This is a genomic window from Acidovorax sp. CCYZU-2555 (genome assembly GCF_018413525.1).
GTDB lineage: Bacteria > Pseudomonadota > Gammaproteobacteria > Burkholderiales > Burkholderiaceae_C > Comamonas.
Genome location: NZ_JAHCDD010000056.1, coordinates 23,665 through 39,064, shown reverse-complemented (window position 1 = coordinate 39,064; position 15,400 = coordinate 23,665). Strand labels below are relative to the sequence as shown.

At 66.7% G+C, this 15,400-nt stretch carries 13 protein-coding genes; 11 read left to right on the top strand and 2 right to left on the bottom strand.

The window, feature by feature from the left end; genetic code table 11:
• The 3 genes from KHY18_RS18565 to KHY18_RS18555 all read left to right on the top strand — a co-directional run.
• On the top strand, window positions 1–1,045 hold a 1,045-nt coding region (locus KHY18_RS18565; RefSeq protein ID WP_213303245.1), incomplete at its 5' end, for an acyl-CoA dehydrogenase family protein.
• Window positions 1,042–2,307 (top strand): LLM class flavin-dependent oxidoreductase, encoded by a 1,266-nt coding sequence (locus KHY18_RS18560; RefSeq protein WP_213303242.1) that lies wholly within the window; start codon window positions 1,042–1,044, stop codon window positions 2,305–2,307. The genes KHY18_RS18565 and KHY18_RS18560, both read left to right, overlap by 4 nt.
• Complete coding sequence (locus tag KHY18_RS18555; protein WP_213303239.1) at window positions 2,304–3,140, top strand: LLM class flavin-dependent oxidoreductase; 837 nt, start codon at window positions 2,304–2,306, stop codon at window positions 3,138–3,140. The genes KHY18_RS18560 and KHY18_RS18555 overlap by 4 nt, the downstream gene beginning before the upstream one ends.
• 66 nt (window positions 3,141–3,206) lie before the next feature.
• Here KHY18_RS18555 and KHY18_RS18550 read toward each other — a convergent pair whose 3' ends face one another.
• On the bottom strand, window positions 3,207–3,644 hold the full coding sequence (locus KHY18_RS18550) for a hypothetical protein (RefSeq protein ID WP_213303236.1): 438 nt from the start codon (window positions 3,642–3,644) through the stop codon (window positions 3,207–3,209).
• A gap of 342 nt (window positions 3,645–3,986) precedes the next feature.
• Here KHY18_RS18550 and KHY18_RS18545 point away from each other — a divergent pair, with 342 nt between their 5' ends.
• Complete coding sequence (locus KHY18_RS18545) at window positions 3,987–4,715, top strand: response regulator (protein WP_213303232.1); 729 nt, start codon at window positions 3,987–3,989, stop codon at window positions 4,713–4,715.
• 314 nt (window positions 4,716–5,029) lie between these two features.
• Window positions 5,030–6,661, top strand: coding sequence for a sensor histidine kinase (locus tag KHY18_RS18540; protein ID WP_213303229.1), 1,632 nt, complete (start codon window positions 5,030–5,032; stop codon window positions 6,659–6,661).
• 64 nt (window positions 6,662–6,725) lie between these two features.
• Here the strand turns inward: KHY18_RS18540 and prpR are convergent, their stop codons facing one another.
• Window positions 6,726–8,690: a propionate catabolism operon regulatory protein PrpR gene (gene prpR, locus KHY18_RS18535; protein WP_213303226.1), complete on the bottom strand. Its 1,965-nt coding sequence runs from the start codon at window positions 8,688–8,690 to the stop codon at window positions 6,726–6,728.
• A 165-nt stretch (window positions 8,691–8,855) separates the two neighbouring features.
• On the opposite strand from prpR, the gene KHY18_RS18530 reads away from it, so the two are divergent.
• From KHY18_RS18530 to KHY18_RS18505, 6 genes are all read left to right on the top strand, one after another.
• Entirely contained in the window at window positions 8,856–10,055 is a 1,200-nt protein-coding gene (locus tag KHY18_RS18530; RefSeq protein ID WP_213303222.1) for a CaiB/BaiF CoA transferase family protein, read from the top strand.
• Between the two features lie 2 nt (window positions 10,056–10,057).
• Window positions 10,058–10,978 carry a hydroxymethylglutaryl-CoA lyase gene (locus tag KHY18_RS18525; RefSeq protein ID WP_213303248.1) on the top strand — a complete coding sequence of 307 codons (921 nt, stop codon included), beginning with the start codon at window positions 10,058–10,060 and terminating at the stop codon, window positions 10,976–10,978.
• 21 nt (window positions 10,979–10,999) lie between these two features.
• Entirely contained in the window at window positions 11,000–11,986 is a 987-nt protein-coding gene (locus tag KHY18_RS18520) for a tripartite tricarboxylate transporter substrate binding protein (RefSeq protein ID WP_213303219.1), read from the top strand.
• 6 nt (window positions 11,987–11,992) lie between these two features.
• Window positions 11,993–12,856 (top strand): isocitrate lyase/PEP mutase family protein, encoded by an 864-nt coding sequence (locus tag KHY18_RS18515; protein WP_213303216.1) that lies wholly within the window; start codon window positions 11,993–11,995, stop codon window positions 12,854–12,856.
• A 34-nt stretch (window positions 12,857–12,890) separates the two neighbouring features.
• The gene (locus KHY18_RS18510; RefSeq protein WP_213303213.1) at window positions 12,891–13,883 is read left to right on the top strand and encodes a Bug family tripartite tricarboxylate transporter substrate binding protein; all 993 of its coding nucleotides are present in this window, start codon (window positions 12,891–12,893) and stop codon (window positions 13,881–13,883) included.
• Window positions 13,884–14,171: 288 nt separating this feature from the next.
• Window positions 14,172–15,131 (top strand): Bug family tripartite tricarboxylate transporter substrate binding protein, encoded by a 960-nt coding sequence (locus KHY18_RS18505; protein WP_213303210.1) that lies wholly within the window; start codon window positions 14,172–14,174, stop codon window positions 15,129–15,131.
• Window positions 15,132–15,400 lie beyond the last annotated feature (269 nt).

Genomic DNA, 15,400 nt, shown 5'->3' with positions numbered 1-15,400 from the left:
CGGCGGCCTGGGCTTCTCGTACCCGCAAGCGGTCGACCTGCTGGTGGCGCTGGCGCGCGCCGACTCGAGCGCGGCCCAGAGCCTGCGCTCGCATTTCCTCGCCGTGGAGCAATTGGTGAACGCGCCCGCCGCGGCGCGAGACGCTTTCCTGACCGCGGAAATCGCGGCCGGACGCATCATCGGCGCGGCGACGACCGAGATCGGCAGTGTCGAGGTCGGCAGCGTGCAGACGCGGCTGGCCACTGATGCAGACGGCGAGCTGCGCCTCAACGGCGCCAAGTTCTACACCACGGGCGCGGGCTACGCGCACTGGGTGCAGGTGTTCGCGGCGGACGCGCAAGGCCGGCATGTGATCGCCACCGTGGCGCGCGACGCACCGGGCGTGGTGGTCGTCGACGATTGGGACGGCGTGGGCCAGCGCCTGACCATGAGCGGCTCGATGCGCTTCGAGAACGTGCGTGTCGAGCCAGCGCGCGTGCGCCTGCGCTCGCCGGCCGACGCCGCGCCTTCGGCGCGCCAGGATGCGATGGCGCAGATCACCCACCTGGCCACGCTGACCGGCATAGCGATTCGTGCTTTCGAAGATTCCGTGGCCTGGCTCGACGGCCGCACGCGCCACTTCAGCCATGCGGCAGCGGCCACGCCCGCGCAGGACCCCGTGGTGCAGCAGATCGTCGGCCGGCTGTCGGCCGTGGCCGGCACGGCCTTGATGGCGCTGCGTTCAGCGGCGCGCGAGCTGCAGGCGGCAGCCAGCGCGCCCGCAGGCGCGGGCGACCCGTTCCGTGACGCCCACCGCAGCGTCACCCAGCTGCAGGTGGTGCTGCCTTCGCTGATCCTGGACGCCGCGCAGTCGCTGTTCGACGTGGGCGGCGGCTCCATGGTTGTGGCCAGCCGCGGTTTCGACCGGCACTGGCGCAATGCGCGCACCATCGCCTCGCACAATCCTTCGCCGCAGAAGGCGCGCGTGCTGGGCCATGAAGCGCTCAACGGCGTGGCCCTGCCCGACGTGTGGTTCGTGGGCACGCCCAAGGAGTCGGCGCTGTGACCGGCTTCGTTCTCAACGCCAACATCTACGACTTCGGCGCCGATGCCGGCGCCTGGCGCGCGCCCGGCACGGGCGCACTCGACAATCTGGGCGCGGCCTTCTGGCGCGATGTGGCGCGCACCGCCGAAGACGGCGGCCTCGACGGCATCTTCCTGGCCGACATGCCCGGCCTGTCGGCCAACCCGGCCATACGGCCCAACCGCATGGTCGAGCCGCTGGCCGCGCTGGGCGTGGTGCTGGCCGAAACCAGCCGCCTGGGCGTGATCGCCACCGTCTCCACCAGCTCCAACGACCCCATCGAGCTGGCCGAGCGCCTGCTCGACTACAACCTGCTGTCGCAAGGCCGCTTCGGCTGGAACGTGGTGACGGGCGTGCCGCAGCTGTCGCTGCGCGACTTTCCGCTCGAGAAGGCGCCCGAACGCGAAGACCGCTATGCGCGCGCCAGCGAATTCCTCGACGTCTATCACGCCTATCTGGACGCGGTGCGCGCAGGCAAGGACTTGCACCATGCGGGGCCCTTGTTCAACTATGACCTGGGCCGCGCCGCGCTGCGCACGGGGGACACCGCGGCGCGCTTTGCGCGCGAGATATCGCCGCTGATCGTGCAGGCTGGAGGCTCGGAGCAGGGCCGGCGGCTGGCCGCGGGCAGCGCCGACGCCGTGTTCTCGGCCGAAACCGTGTTCGAGGCCGCGCGCCGCAACCGCGCCGAGCTGCACGCCATGGCGCGCGAACTGGGCCGCCGCCCACCCGTGGTGCTGCCCGGCGTGCATCTGGTGATCGGCTCCACGCAAGCCGAGGCCGAAGCGCGCTTTCAGCTGGTGCACGGCCTGGGGCCCGAAGGCTATGTGCTGCGCCGCTTTGCCAGCCTGCTGGACATAGACGCCGACCGCTTCGATCTCTCGGCCCCGGCCGCGGCGCTGGAGCAGCTGGCGGGCTCCAGCGAGCGCGGCTCGGTGGGCTTTCGCAAATCGATCACCGCCTATGGCGTGGCCCATGGGCTCACGGTGCAGCAGCTGGTGCGGCATTTCTCGGGCTTCGGTCACCAGTTCTTCGTCGGCACGCCCGAGCAGTTCGCCGATGTGGTCGCGCAGTGGCAGCGCGGCGGCGCGGCCGACGGCTTCAACCTGCTGTTCGATGCCAATCCGCTGGGACTCAAGGAGTTCGTCGCCCATGCCATTCCGGTGCTGCGCCAGCGCGGACTGGTGGCGCAGGAGCCCGCGGACATTCCGTTTGCCCAACGAATCAAGGAGTTGCAGCCATGAGCGAGCGCATCATTCTCGACCTGTCGGGCCCTGCGCTGGAGGCCGCGACGGCTGTGCTGGCCGCGGGCGGCGAGCGCGCCGCGGCCTTGGGCCGGGCGCTGGACCAGCTACCGGTGGCGGCGTTTTCGGTCGGCTTCGCCACGCCCGCAAGCCACGCCAAGGACGGCACGGTGTTCGCGGCCTTCCTGCTGGCGTTCACGCGCCGCAGCCGCGTCGTGGTGCGGGTCGACCCCGCACGCCAGCATCCGATCAATATCGCGCGCACCGTGTCTACGCTGAGCGCGCTGCATGGCGCGCGCATCGGAATCGGCCTGCATGCCGACGCGCAGACGGATGCCTGGTTTGCGCGCGCAACGGACGCTGCGTCGGCCGCCGACTATCTGCGCCTGGTGTCGTCGCTATGGGATTCGTGGCCGCTGGACGCGATCATCGGCGACACACACGCGGGTCGATACGTCGACGCGCAGCGCATTGTGCGCATTGCCGATCCGGCCTACGCGCATATCGGCGGGCCGTTGACGCTGCCCACCGATGGGGCGTCCAAGCCGCCGCTGTTGCTGCTGCAGGCCCAAGGCGGGGAGGGCGGCGATCTGCGGGGCGTCGATCTGGCGCTGCAGTCGGTGAGCGGCAACGCCTATGCGGCTGCGGGCCTGCGCCTGGTGCTGGGCGAGGGCGATCTGCAGAGCGTGCTGGCATGGGCGCAGTCCACGGCCTACGCCGCTGACGGCGCAGGCTTGACGCTGCGCGCGGCATTGGGACTGGGGGCCAGCGGCCAGGTGGCCACCGCTTCAACACCGGTGTTTGGCGACCCGTCTGGCGCGGCGCTGGTCTGAGCGAGCAAGTTCGGCATTTTGCGCGGGTGCGCAATGCCGTCGCAAGAGCGGCAAGCCCCGTCCCTATCAGGCAAACAGCGCCTGCCTGAGGCGTTCGTATCGGGCATCGCCCACCGCCTCGCGGATCTTGGGCGCCAGCGCCACGAGTCCGTCGAAGCCGCTCACGCTCTCGACCGACAGATTCAGCCGGAAACCACGCAAGCCCAGGCTGCCCGTGATCTCCGTGGCAATCAGATAGGCCGCCTGGTAACGCTCCTGGTCGGAACGGTCGCTGGCGGGCGCATCTGCTGGCGGCGGCAAGCTGTCGGGGCCGGGCTCCAGCAAGCCCTGGTCCAGCATGGACTGCACATCCTGCTGCGTGATGCCCATTGCCGCCGTCGCGGCCAGCACTTCGGCCGTGCTGCGCTTGCCGTCGAACAGGATGAAAGCCGAGCGCTGGCGCAGGGTGATGCCCTGGCGCTCCTTGAGCGCTTGGTGTCCGGACGGCGTTTTGATCAGTGGCATGCATCTCTTTCTGGAGTCGGCAGGCAAAGATGCGCCGCGCAGTTGGTCCAGAGTCTGGCAGGGCGGCTGGCGATTGAAAATCGGGTTTATCCATAGCCTGATGGCCCGACAATTGGCGTTGCCGGGAACGCCCTTGAATACGCAATATCCTCTTTTTGGATGATGGTCAAAAGTTCCATTCATCTGCATAGTCTCTCTTGCAGCAAACCGGCACGGATCTGTCATAACGCAAGGCGGGGGCTTTGGCCTGTCATTTTTCCGTCCTGCGTCGCTTGCAGCCCTGAGCGTGGATGCACACTTCAGGCTCGCCTGCCGGGGTGCCCGGCTCCTCATTGCTTTTCCATGTCCAAAGAAATTCCACTTCACCTGCCTGCCATTGCGACGCTGCCTTCCCCAGTGCTCATCGTGGAAAACGAATTGCGCACGCGAACGCGCATCGAAAACATCCTGGTGCAGCATGGCTATGAACGCAAGCACTTGCTGCTGGCGGATTCGCTGGCACAGGCCAGCGATCAGCTCGCACAGCATGAGGTCGGGCTGGCGCTGGTGGATCTGGGCCTGCCCGACGGCAGCGGGCTGGAAGTGATTGCGCAATTGCGCGAAACCTATGCCGACATCGGCATCCTCGTCATCTCCGCGTGGAATTCGGGCGAGGCCATTCTGAACGCCCTGCGCGCCGGCGCATCGGGCTATGTGCTCAAGGAGCGCGACGATTTGGAGGTATCGTTGGCGATACGCAGCATCCTGCGCGGCGGAACGCCCATCGATCCTTTTTTGGCACGGCGCATCATTGACGAGCTGTACCCCGCGACCATCAGTGCCGCCGAAGCCGTCGAGCCGACCGAGCCGGTCGAAGCCGCCAAACAGCCGGACCATGTGCTGAGCGCGCGCGAGTTGCAGATTCTCCAATTCGTCGCCGAAGGGCTGGTCAACCGGGAAATTGCCGAATGCCTTTGCCTGTCGCCCGCGACGATTGCCAGCCATGTGCGCAATATCTACCGCAAGCTTGCCGTGACCTCGCGCATTCGCGCCGTGCAGACCGCCCGCGTGCGCGGCCTGCTCAGCGAATGAGCGCCCGCACCCCATTCATCGCAATCTGGAATGCGCTGCTGCTCGTCGCATGCCTGGCATTCTCCGCCGCTGCCACAGCCCACGCCTTGACCGACTGCAACGCGGAAATCGTCGCCGTGCAGGCGGCGCGCGAAGCCCCGGAGTCCGAAGGGCAGCGTCCAACGACCGGTTGGGAAACCGTCAGCTTGCCTCACAGCTGGTCGCAGCGCTGGCCCAGACACGGAGGCAGTGTCTGGTATCGCATTGACTGGCACCGGGACCCTGCGGCTGGTTGTCTGGACACCCCGGTGGCGCTGGCCGTGGACAGAATCAATATGACTGGCGAGCTGTTTGTGGGCGACGCCTTGCTTTGGCGCGATGCGCATTTGCACGAACCCTTGTCGCGCAGCTGGAACATGCCGCGCCAGTGGCTGTTGCCGGCGTCGCTGGTGGGCGCGGCCACGCCGTCGATTTGGGTGCGGGTGATAGGACTGCCGTCGCTGTCTCCGGGCCTGGGGCCGGTGCACCTGGGCGACCCCGCGGCCATTGCCGCGCATCAGGCGCAGCAGCACTGGGAATGGCGCACGGTTTTCTTTATCAACCTGATGATATCGGCCATCGCCGCTTGCATCTTTGCCTTCATCTGGTTGTTCCACCGCGGCCAGCGGGCCTACGGCTGGTTTGCGCTGACGAATCTGTTCTGGTCGCTGTTCATCGTCAATATGCTGGCGACCTCGCCCTGGCCTTTTGCCGAGACCTTGACCCTGGCGCGCGCCAACGCCTGCGCGCTGCTGCTGCATGTGCTTTGCTTCATTCAGTTCATTCGGCATTTCGGCGCTCTCGATGGCGCGGCCGACGCCGCCGCGGCGCGGGCCGATTCGCCTGTGACCGTGCTGCTGGGGCTGGTGCTGAAAGTGGCGTGGCCGGCCGTCATCGTGCTCGCGGCCCTGGTCTGGCTGGCAGGGCCTTATCAGCTCGAACTGGCGTTGGCGGCGGTGGGCGTGCTTTGCACGCTGCTTTATGTGTGCAGTTGCCTGTGGGGCGTCGCTCGCCATTGGCGCGGGCCGCGCGTCGAAGACCGTCTGTTGGCCGCATGTCTGCTCATTTTCCTCGGCGTGTGCATTCACGGTTGGCTGGTGAACGCCAACATTCGCCCCAACGATCCCACGCTCATCGGTTATGTCGCGGTGATCACCAGCCTGGTCATGGCGGCATTGATGGGCTTGCGCATCGCGCGCAATACCCAGCGCATCGCGCTTTTCAGCGATGAACTGCGCGGCGCCGTCGCCACCGCGCAGACCGAGTTGCGCAGCAACCTGCAGCGCGAGCACGCGCTGGCGCTGGACAACACCCGCCTGCAGGAACGTCTGGCCATCGCCCACGACCTGCATGACGGCCTGGGCGCGACGCTGGTGCGCTCGATGGCCTTGGTCGAGCAAAGCGACGATGCGCTGCCACCCGCACAGATGCTTTCCATCCTCAAGCTGCTGCGCGATGACCTGAGCCAGCTCATAGACACCAGCGCCAGCCCGGGACTCAGCGCCCCCGAAACGCCCATCGACTGGGGTGCGCCGGTGCGCAATCGCTTCATTCCGCTGTTCGATGAACTGGGCATTGCCTGCGACTGGCACACGCCGGCGCTTTGGCGCGCAGCCGTTCCTCCGGCCGCGTACTGCCTGACGCTGATGCGGGTGCTCGAAGAGGCACTGACCAATGTGCTCAAGCACAGCCAAGCGCAGAAAGTGTGCGTGCATCTCTCGCAGCCCGATGCCTGGACGCTGGTGCTGCGGGTCGAGGATGACGGTGTGGGCCTGGATGTCGACAGCGTGCTGCGCGGCGGCCTCAGCATAGGCATGAGCAGCATGCAGACGCGCGTCGAGCGCGTCTTCGGAACACTGCAACTGCAGTCGCGCCCTGGTCAGACCTGCGTGGAAGTGCGATTGCCGCTGCCCGGTCAGCCGACCTGAGGGTCAATTCACAGGCTTTCGCTGGTCTCAAACAGGACCTCTGCTTCAACCATGTGGTGGCGGGTTATCGGGTGCGCGCTGCCTCACTGCCGTGTTCGCGCAGCCAGCGCCACAGCGTGGAGCGGCTTACGCCGAGCTGCCGCGCCGCGGCCTGGCGGTTGCCGCCCTGTGCCTGCAGTGCGGCGGCCACACGCGCGGCGCTCAGTCCTGCGCCATCGGCCGCCGCGGGGCCGGCATCGGCATAGAGTTCCGGCAGGTCATGCTGCAATTCGTCGTAGCGAATGTCTTCGATGCGCTCGAACTGCATGAGAAACACGGCGATGCGCTCGACGAGGTTTTCCAGTTCGCGAATGTTGCCGGGCCAGTCATAGGCGCACAGCCGCGCCAGCAAGGGCGCCAGTGCACGCACCGGCTCCAGACGCGCGCCCAGGCGTTGCAGGCAGCGGTCGACTTGCGCCTGGGCCAGCGGCGCGATGTCTTCGCGGCGCTCGCGCAAGGGCGGCAGCGGCAGGCGCAGCGTGTTGAGCCGGTAGAACAGGTCCTGACGGAAGCGGCGCTCGGCAATCATGCCCAGCAAAGGCTGGTGCGTGGCGGCGATCACGCGCACATCGACCGGAATGGCGGCCGTCGCGCCCAGGCGCGTGATCTCGCGTTCCTGCAGCACGCGCAGCAACCGTGTCTGCAGCTGCAGCGGCATGTCGCCGATCTCGTCGAGAAACAGCGTGCCGGTGTGCGCCGCCTCAAAGAGCCCGCGCTTGCCGCCGCGCCGGGACCCCGTGAACGCGCCTTCCTCGTAGCCGAACAGCTCGCTTTCGAGCAGCGCTTCGGGAAAGGCCGCGCAGTTGACGGCGACAAAAGGCCGGCCGGCGCGCACGCTCTCGTTGTGTATGGACTGGGCGAACAGCTCCTTGCCCACACCGCTTTCTCCGACGATCAGCACCGTGAGGTCGGTGCGCGCAAAGCGTCTGGCGGTCTGCACGGCGCGCACAAAGGCCGGGCTCTGGCCTATCAGGTTGGCGAAGCGGTGGCGTGCCGCGCTCTGGCGTCGGCCTTGTTGCATGCGCAAGCTGGTGTCGGCTTCCTGGATGGCGCGCGCGTCGTAGAGGGTCAGGGCGGCGCCGACGATCTCGCCGTGCTCGCGAATCGGCGTGCGGTTGACCACCCAATCGCGTTGGGCGAAGCGCTGCACCACGGCGCGCTCGACCTGGCCGCTGGCCAGCGTGGGCTGCAGCGACAGTTCGGGTTCTATGGTGTCCAGCGGCTGGCCCAGGAGTTTTGACTGCGACGGGCCCAGCAATTGCTGCATCGCCGGATTGATGGCGATCACGCGGTGGTCGCGGTCCACGGCCAGCACGGCTTCCTGCAGGTTGTGCAGCACGCTGTTGAGCTGTTCGTAGCGGCCGGCCTCAAGGCGCGCGACGCGCGCCAGTTCCAGTGCGTCTTCGAAGCCCTTGCGCACGCTGCCCAGCGAGTAGGCCAGCAGCCCGTGCAGGCCGGCCTGCTCGGCCAGCTCCACCACCAGACTGGAGCCGACGATCACGTCGAAGCCCTCGCGCCGCAGCTGCTCGAAACGCAGGCGCGCATCGTCGGGCGTCTGGTAGGCGTGTTGCACCACTTCGATGTTGAGCAGGTCCTTGACTTCGTCGAGTTCGGGGATGGTCTTGCCATACATCACCACGCCCACGCGGCTGGAAACGCGCCGCGCCTTGATCAGCGCCTGCAGCAGGTCGAAGCCCGTCAGCTGAATGGTCGCGACCGGCGCCTGCAAGCCCGCGCGCAGGATGCTGGCGTTCGAGCCCGCGCTCACGAAGGCATCGACCAGGCCGCGCTCCAGGCGGTCGCGCGCAATCGCCAGCGCATCGCCAAACGTGCCGTCGAGCACTTCGATCTCGGCGCGGCCGGTGTACTCGGCGACCACCGGCATGGCGAAGCCGCGGATCTGCCGGTAGCTCAGAAAACACAGGCGCGGCAGCGCGCCGCTGCGCGTGGGCGCGGCGAAAAGAGGAGGGGACGAACGGTCGTTGCTCATGTCGCATTGAAACATATTGGCGTTTCAAATATGTCGCAGTGCGACACGCGCCCCGGTTTGACGCAATGTCATTCCATTGAAAATCAATGACTTGCGCGGGCTCCACGGGCTGGCGCGGCTCTTGCTGTTGCTGAGGCATTCGCCAACCTTTCGGAGACATTGAACGTGGCACTTGAACACATCACCGTGCTGGACCTGACGCACATGCTGTCGGGCCCCTACGGCACCATGCTGCTGGCCGACCTCGGCGCGCGCACCATCAAGGTCGAGCCGCCCGGCAGCGGCGAAGGCACGCGCCGGCTGCTGGAAAACGACCCCCACTATTCGCGCGACGGCATGGGCGCCTACTACCTCACGCTCAACCGCAACAAGCAAAGCGTCTGCGTGGACCTGAAGACGCTGGCCGGCAAGGCGGTGTTTCTCGATCTGGTGCGCAAGGCCGACGTAGTGTTCGACAACTTCAGCGTCGGCGTGACCGAGCGCCTGGGCATCGACTACGCGTCGCTGTCGGCGGTGAACCCGCGCATCGTCACCTGCTCGGTCACGGGCTTCGGTCAGACCGGGCCGCAGACCCAGCGCCCGGCCTTCGACCAGGTGGTGCAGGCCATGGGCGGCGGCATGTCGATCACCGGCACGCCCGAGAGCGGCCCGACGCGCAGCGGCATTCCCATCGGCGACCTGGGCGGCGGCGTGTTCGGCGCCATGGGCGTGCTCGCGGCACTGGTCGAGCGCGATCAGACCGGCAAGGGCCAGCATGTCGACATCTCGATGCTGGACGCACAGATTTCGCTGCTCAACTATATGGCGACCATGCACCTGCTGTCGGGCCATGTGCCCGAAGGCATAGGCAACGGCCATTTCGTGCATGTGCCCTACAACAGCTATCCCACGGCCGACGGCCATGTGATCATTGCCTGCATAGGCGACCCGTTCTTCGACCGCTTCGTCGAATTCATCGATCTGCCCGCGCTGCGCAAGCCCGCGTACCGCCAGCAGCCGGTGCGGCTCGCGGCCAAGGCCGAGATCGATGCGATCGTCGGCGCGGCGCTGCGCCTGCAGCCGACCGCGCACTGGCTCGAGCGCCTGCGCGAGGCGCGCATTCCCTGCGGCCCGGTGAACAACTTCGAGCAGGCGCTGAGCGACGCCCAGGTGCTGGCACGCGACATGGTGGTCGAGGTGCCGCTCAAAAGCGGCGCCAGCGTGCGCATGCCGGGCAATCCGATCAAGCTGTCGGGCGCCGACAAGGGCCGGGCGTTCACCAGCCCACCGGAGCTGGGCGAGAACACGCGCCAGGTGCTGGGCGACTTCGTCGGTTACGCACCGGAAAAGCTCGAGGCGCTGCGTGCCGAAGGGGCGATTGCATGAACGTGAAGGAATCCATTCACATCACCGATGTCGCGCCGCGCGACGGCCTGCAGAACCAGGCGATACACCTCTGCACCGCGGACAAGCTGCGGCTGATCGAATTGCTGGTCGACGCCGGCCTGCGCAGCGTCGAGGCCGCCAGTTTCGTCTCGCCCAGGGCCGTGCCGCAGATGGCCGATGCCGCCGAACTCGTGCCGCAGGTGCAGGCGCGCTTTCCCACGCTGCGCACTTCGGTGCTGGTGCCCAATCTCAAGGGGCTGGAGCGCGCGCATGCGGCCGGCGCAAAAGAGATCGCGGTCGTGCTCTCGGCTTCCGAGACCATGAACCGCAAGAACATCAACATGGGCCTGGACCAGGCCACTGAAGTCAGCGAACAGACGCTGGCCGCGGCGCGCGCGCTGGGCCTGCGCACGCGCGCCTATGTGGCCGTGGCCTTCGACTGCCCGTTCGAAGGCGCGACGCCGCTCGATGAGCTGCTGCGCCTGTCGGCGCGCATGCATGCGGCCGCGGCCGACGAGATCGTCATCGCCGACACCATAGGCTCGGCCTCGCCGGGCCAGGTGAAGGAGCGCTTTGCGGCGCTGCGCGATGTGCTGCCCATGGAGCGCATTGCGGTCCACCTGCACGACACGCGCGGCATGGGCGTGGCCAATGCCTGGGCCGCGCTCGAAGCCGGCGTGCGCCGCTTCGATGCGAGCGTGGGCGGCATAGGCGGCTGCCCGTTCGCGCCGGGCGCCGCGGGCAATGTAGCGACCGAAGACCTGGTGCTGATGGCCGAGCGCAGCGGCTTTGCCACCGGCATCGCGCTGCCCGGCCTGCTCGCGGCGGTGGATTTCGCGCAGGAGCAGTTGCGAAGACCGCTGGGCGGGCGCGCCATCACCTGGCTGCGCCGCCAGCGCGACCAAGACCTGCAAAACACATAAGACAACAACCAGGAGACAAAAATGCACCCGAACTTCAACCATCCCAATCGCCGCCAACTGCTCGCCGGCCTCGCCTCGCTGGCCGCCGCGGGCACGGCAGGCAATGTGCTGGCGCAAGCCGCGAAATATCCGACCAAGCCCGTGACCCTCGTCGTGCCTTACTCGGCCGGTGGCGGCACCGACATCGTCGGCCGTCTGATGGCCCAGCGCCTGACCGAGCTCTGGGGCCAGTCGATGGTGGTGGAGAACCGCACCGGCGCCAATGGCGTGATCGGTTCGAGCACGGTGGCGCGCGCCGCGCCCGACGGCCACACGCTGATGCTGGTGGTCGGCTCGCATGCCATCAACCCGGTGCTGATGAAGTCGCTGCCCTACGACACCGACAAGGCCTTCACCGCCGTGACCAATATCGCCAGCTCGCCGTCGGTGCTGGTGGTGCAGGCGGGCGGCCCCTACAAGACATTGCCCGACCTGCTGGCCGCGGCGCGCAAGGAGGAGCTGGGCTGCGGCTACTCGGAAGGGCTCACGCGCCTGACCGGCGAGCTGATACGCCAGGCCGGCAATCTCAAGCTGACCGGCGTGCCCTACAAGGGCGGCGCGCCCATCATGGTCGACATCATCGGCGGCCACCTGCCCATGGGCGTGACCAGCGTGCTCACGGCGCTGCCGCATGTGCGCTCGGGCGCGCTGCGCGTGGTCGGCGTCGCTTCGGACCGCCGCATGCCGCTGTTCCCCGATGCCATGACCTTCAAGGAAGCGGGCCTGGACGGCGTCGAGTCGCTGAGCTGGTACGGCCTGTTCGGCCCGGCCGGCCTGCCCGAGCCCATCGTCGCGCAGCTCAACCAGGACCTGAAGAAAGTCACCTCCGACGCGGTGGTGCAAAAGCAGATGCACGACCAGGGCGCCGACATCACGCTGACGCCGCCGGCCGAGTTCCGCAGCTTCCTCGCCAGCGAGACCAGGAAGTGGGCCCAGGTCGCGCAGCGCGGCGGCATCAAGGCGGAGTGAGCAGCCATGGCCAATCCCATACTCCGCCAGAAGCTAGATCGCGGCGAATTCATCGTCGCGCCCGGGCTGCACGACATGATTGCCGCCAGCGTCGCCAACAAGGTGGGTTTCGACATCGTCTACGGCACGGGCTACTGGCTCACGGCGTCGAGCCTGGGCCTGCCCGACGCGGGCATTGCCACCTACACGCAGATGCTCGACCGCATGGCGACGCTGGTGCACACCAGCCAGGGCGCGGTGATTGCCGATGCCGACACCGGCTATGGCGGGCTGCTCAACGTGCACCACACGGTGCGCGGCTATGAGGCGGCCGGCGTCACGGCCATACAGCTCGAGGACCAGGAGTTTCCGAAGAAGTGCGGCCATACGCCGGGCAAGCGCTGCGTGCCGGTGCAGGACATGGTCGAGAAGATCAAGGTGGCGGCCGCGGCGCGCGAAGACAAGGAGAACTTCCTGATCATCGCCCGCACCGATGCACGCGCAGCGCTGGGCGTAGCCGAGGCCATGCGCCGCCTCGAGGCCTATGCCGAGGCCGGCGCCGACATCCTGTTCTTCGAGGCACCGCAGTCGGAAGAAGAGATGCGCCAGGCCTGCGCCGCGTTCGACACGCCCATGCTGGCGAACATGGCCGATGGCGGCAAGACACCGATACTGCCCGCGCAGGTGCTCGAGGAGATCGGCTTTGCGCTGGCCATCTATCCCTCGCTCACCAGTCTGGCCGCGGCCGCGGCGATGGAGCGCGCATTGCGCCAACTCAAGCACACCGGGGTCAGCCAGTCACCCGAGGTGCCGCTGTTCGACTTCCAGGAGTTCTGCGGCCTGATCGGTTTTCAGGAGGTATGGGATTTCGAGAAACGCTGGGCGCGCTGACGCCACAGACCACATAAAAACGGAGACAAAACCCATGACGAACATTCACAACGCCCCGCGCCGCCGCTGGCTGGCGCTGGCCGCCTCCAGTGCCTTGGCCCTGGCCGCCGCACCCGCGCTGGCGCAGACCGACTTCCCGAGCAAGCCCATACGCCTGGTCGTGCCCTTCACGCCGGGCGGCGTGACCGACACCGGCGCACGCGTCGTTGGCGAGCGCCTGGGCGCGCGGCTGGGCCAGCAGGTGGTGATCGAGAACCGGCCCGGCGCCTCGGGCAATATCGGCACGCAGTCGGTGGCCACGGCCGCGCCCGACGGCCATACGCTGGTGCTGGGCTTCGACGGCACGCTGGTCATCAACCCGCATGTGTTCGCGAAAGTCCCGTTCGACACCGTGAAGGATTTCGCGCCCGTGAGCAAGATCGGCGACACGGCGCTGGTCATCGTCACCCACCCTTCGGTGCCGGCCAAGACCTTGCCCGAGCTGATCGCGTACTCGAAGAGCCTGCAAGGCGGCCTGTCCTATGGCAGCTCCGGCACGGGCGGCACACCCCATATCGCGGCCGAGATGCTCAAGGTGAGGACGGGGGCGAACTTCCTGCACGTGCCCTACAAGGGCGGCGGCCAGGCGCTGGCCGACGTGGTGGGCGGCCAGTTGCCGATGCTCTATACGGCCGTCGCCGGTGCTCTGCCTTTCATCGAAAGAGGGCAGGTGCGCGCGATTGCGATTTCCAGCGCGCAGCGCCTGCCCTCGCTGCCCAATGTGCCCACGGTCGCGGAAACCATCGCGGGCTTCGAAGTGAGTTCGTGGATAGGACTGCTTGCACCTGCCAGGACGCCCAAGCCCATCGTCGAGCGCATTCAGCGCGAACTGCATGCCGTCGTCAACGAGCCGGCGGTCAAGGAACGGCTGACCAAGCTCGGCATCACTTCCGTGGGCAATACGCCCGCGGAATTCAGCGAGCAGATTCAGGCAGACCTGAAGAAGTACGCCGATGTGGTGCGCGAGGCCGGAATCAAGATCGATTGAAACAGCGCCAATGCCGGCGCTGCCCAAGGGGGTGCAAACGCGCCCAGGCAAACGGCGGCAGCCGCGATGTATTCAATCCGTGCTTCGTTCAGAGATGACAACGTTAGCCGTCCTGAGCCGCAAATCCACAAAGGTCGGCATTTGCTTGAAAAAAGCAAATCATGCAAGAGGTCAGACGCCAATTTATCTTCAAAATGACAACGTTACCATTCAGTTGAGTTTCGATTTGACTGTGTGTTGCCGGTGATTGGGTGGCCGCAGATTTGTTCCATAACGCAGGAGACATCCATGAAGAAAACGCTTGCAGCGCTGTGCATAGGCCTGGCCTCACTCGCGGCGCACGCCCAGAGCTGGCCGGACAAAACCGTGACCCTGGTCGTGCCGTTCCCACCGGGTGGCTCGACGGACCAGGTGGCGCGCGCCATGGTGCCGTTGCTCAACAATTCCCTCAAGCAGTCTTTTCTGGTCGAGAACAAGCCCGGCGCCACGGGAACGATTGGCGCGACCTTCGTCAAGCGCGCGCCCGCGGACGGCTATACCTTCCTCGTGAGCTCGCTCGGTCCGCTGTCGATCACCCCCCACCTGATCAAGGGCATGCAATACGATCCCCTCAAGGACTTCGATCTGATCACGGTGGCTGTGCAATCGCCGAATGTGCTGATCGTGCCGACCAACTCGCCCTACAAATCGGTGGCCGATGTGGTGGCCTCTCTCAAGGCCAATCCTGGCAAGATGACTTTTGCCTCGGCGGGCCATGGCTCCAGCGACCACTTGACGGCCGAATTGTTCTGGCAGCAGACCGGCACCTCCGCCATCCATGTGCCGTACAAAGGCGGCGCTCCCGCGCATGCCGACATCATGGGCGGCCAGGTCGACGCCTCGTTCCAGAACATCAACGCCGTGGTGCAGTACATCAAGGGCGGCAAGATGCGCGCCCTGGCCATCACGAGCGCGGCGCGCTCCCCGGTGCTGCCCGATGTGCCCACGCTCGCCGAAGCCGGCGTGAAGAATGTCGAAGTCACCTCCTGGCAGGCCATCGTGGCCCCCAAGGGCCTGCCGCCTGCGGTGCGCGAGAAGGCGCATGCCGCGTTTGCGCAGGCCTTGAACGATCCCAAGGTGCGGGATCAGTTCGTCTCCATCGGCTTCGAGATGGTGGTCAACACGCCGGCCCAGTTCGCGGAATTCCAGCGCAAGGAATACGCCAAGTGGAAGTCGGTGATCGAGACTGGCAAGATCACCATCGATTGATCGATAGGTGAGCGGGCTGGGCGAGGCGCTGGTCTTTTGCCTGTGAATTATTGAGACGACCCTCGATGGAAACCTGGTGGGAATGCGACATTATGAATTCATATAAACTTGTTTGAACTATTCAACATGAATTCACATGAGCCGCGCATCCCGCCTACAACTCACCGATCTCCATCGAGGGGTTGAACGCGCCCTGAGGGCTGGACAACGCACCGGACAGCAACTCATGAAAGAGCTGGGAGTAAGCCAGCCAACAATCTCACGAACTA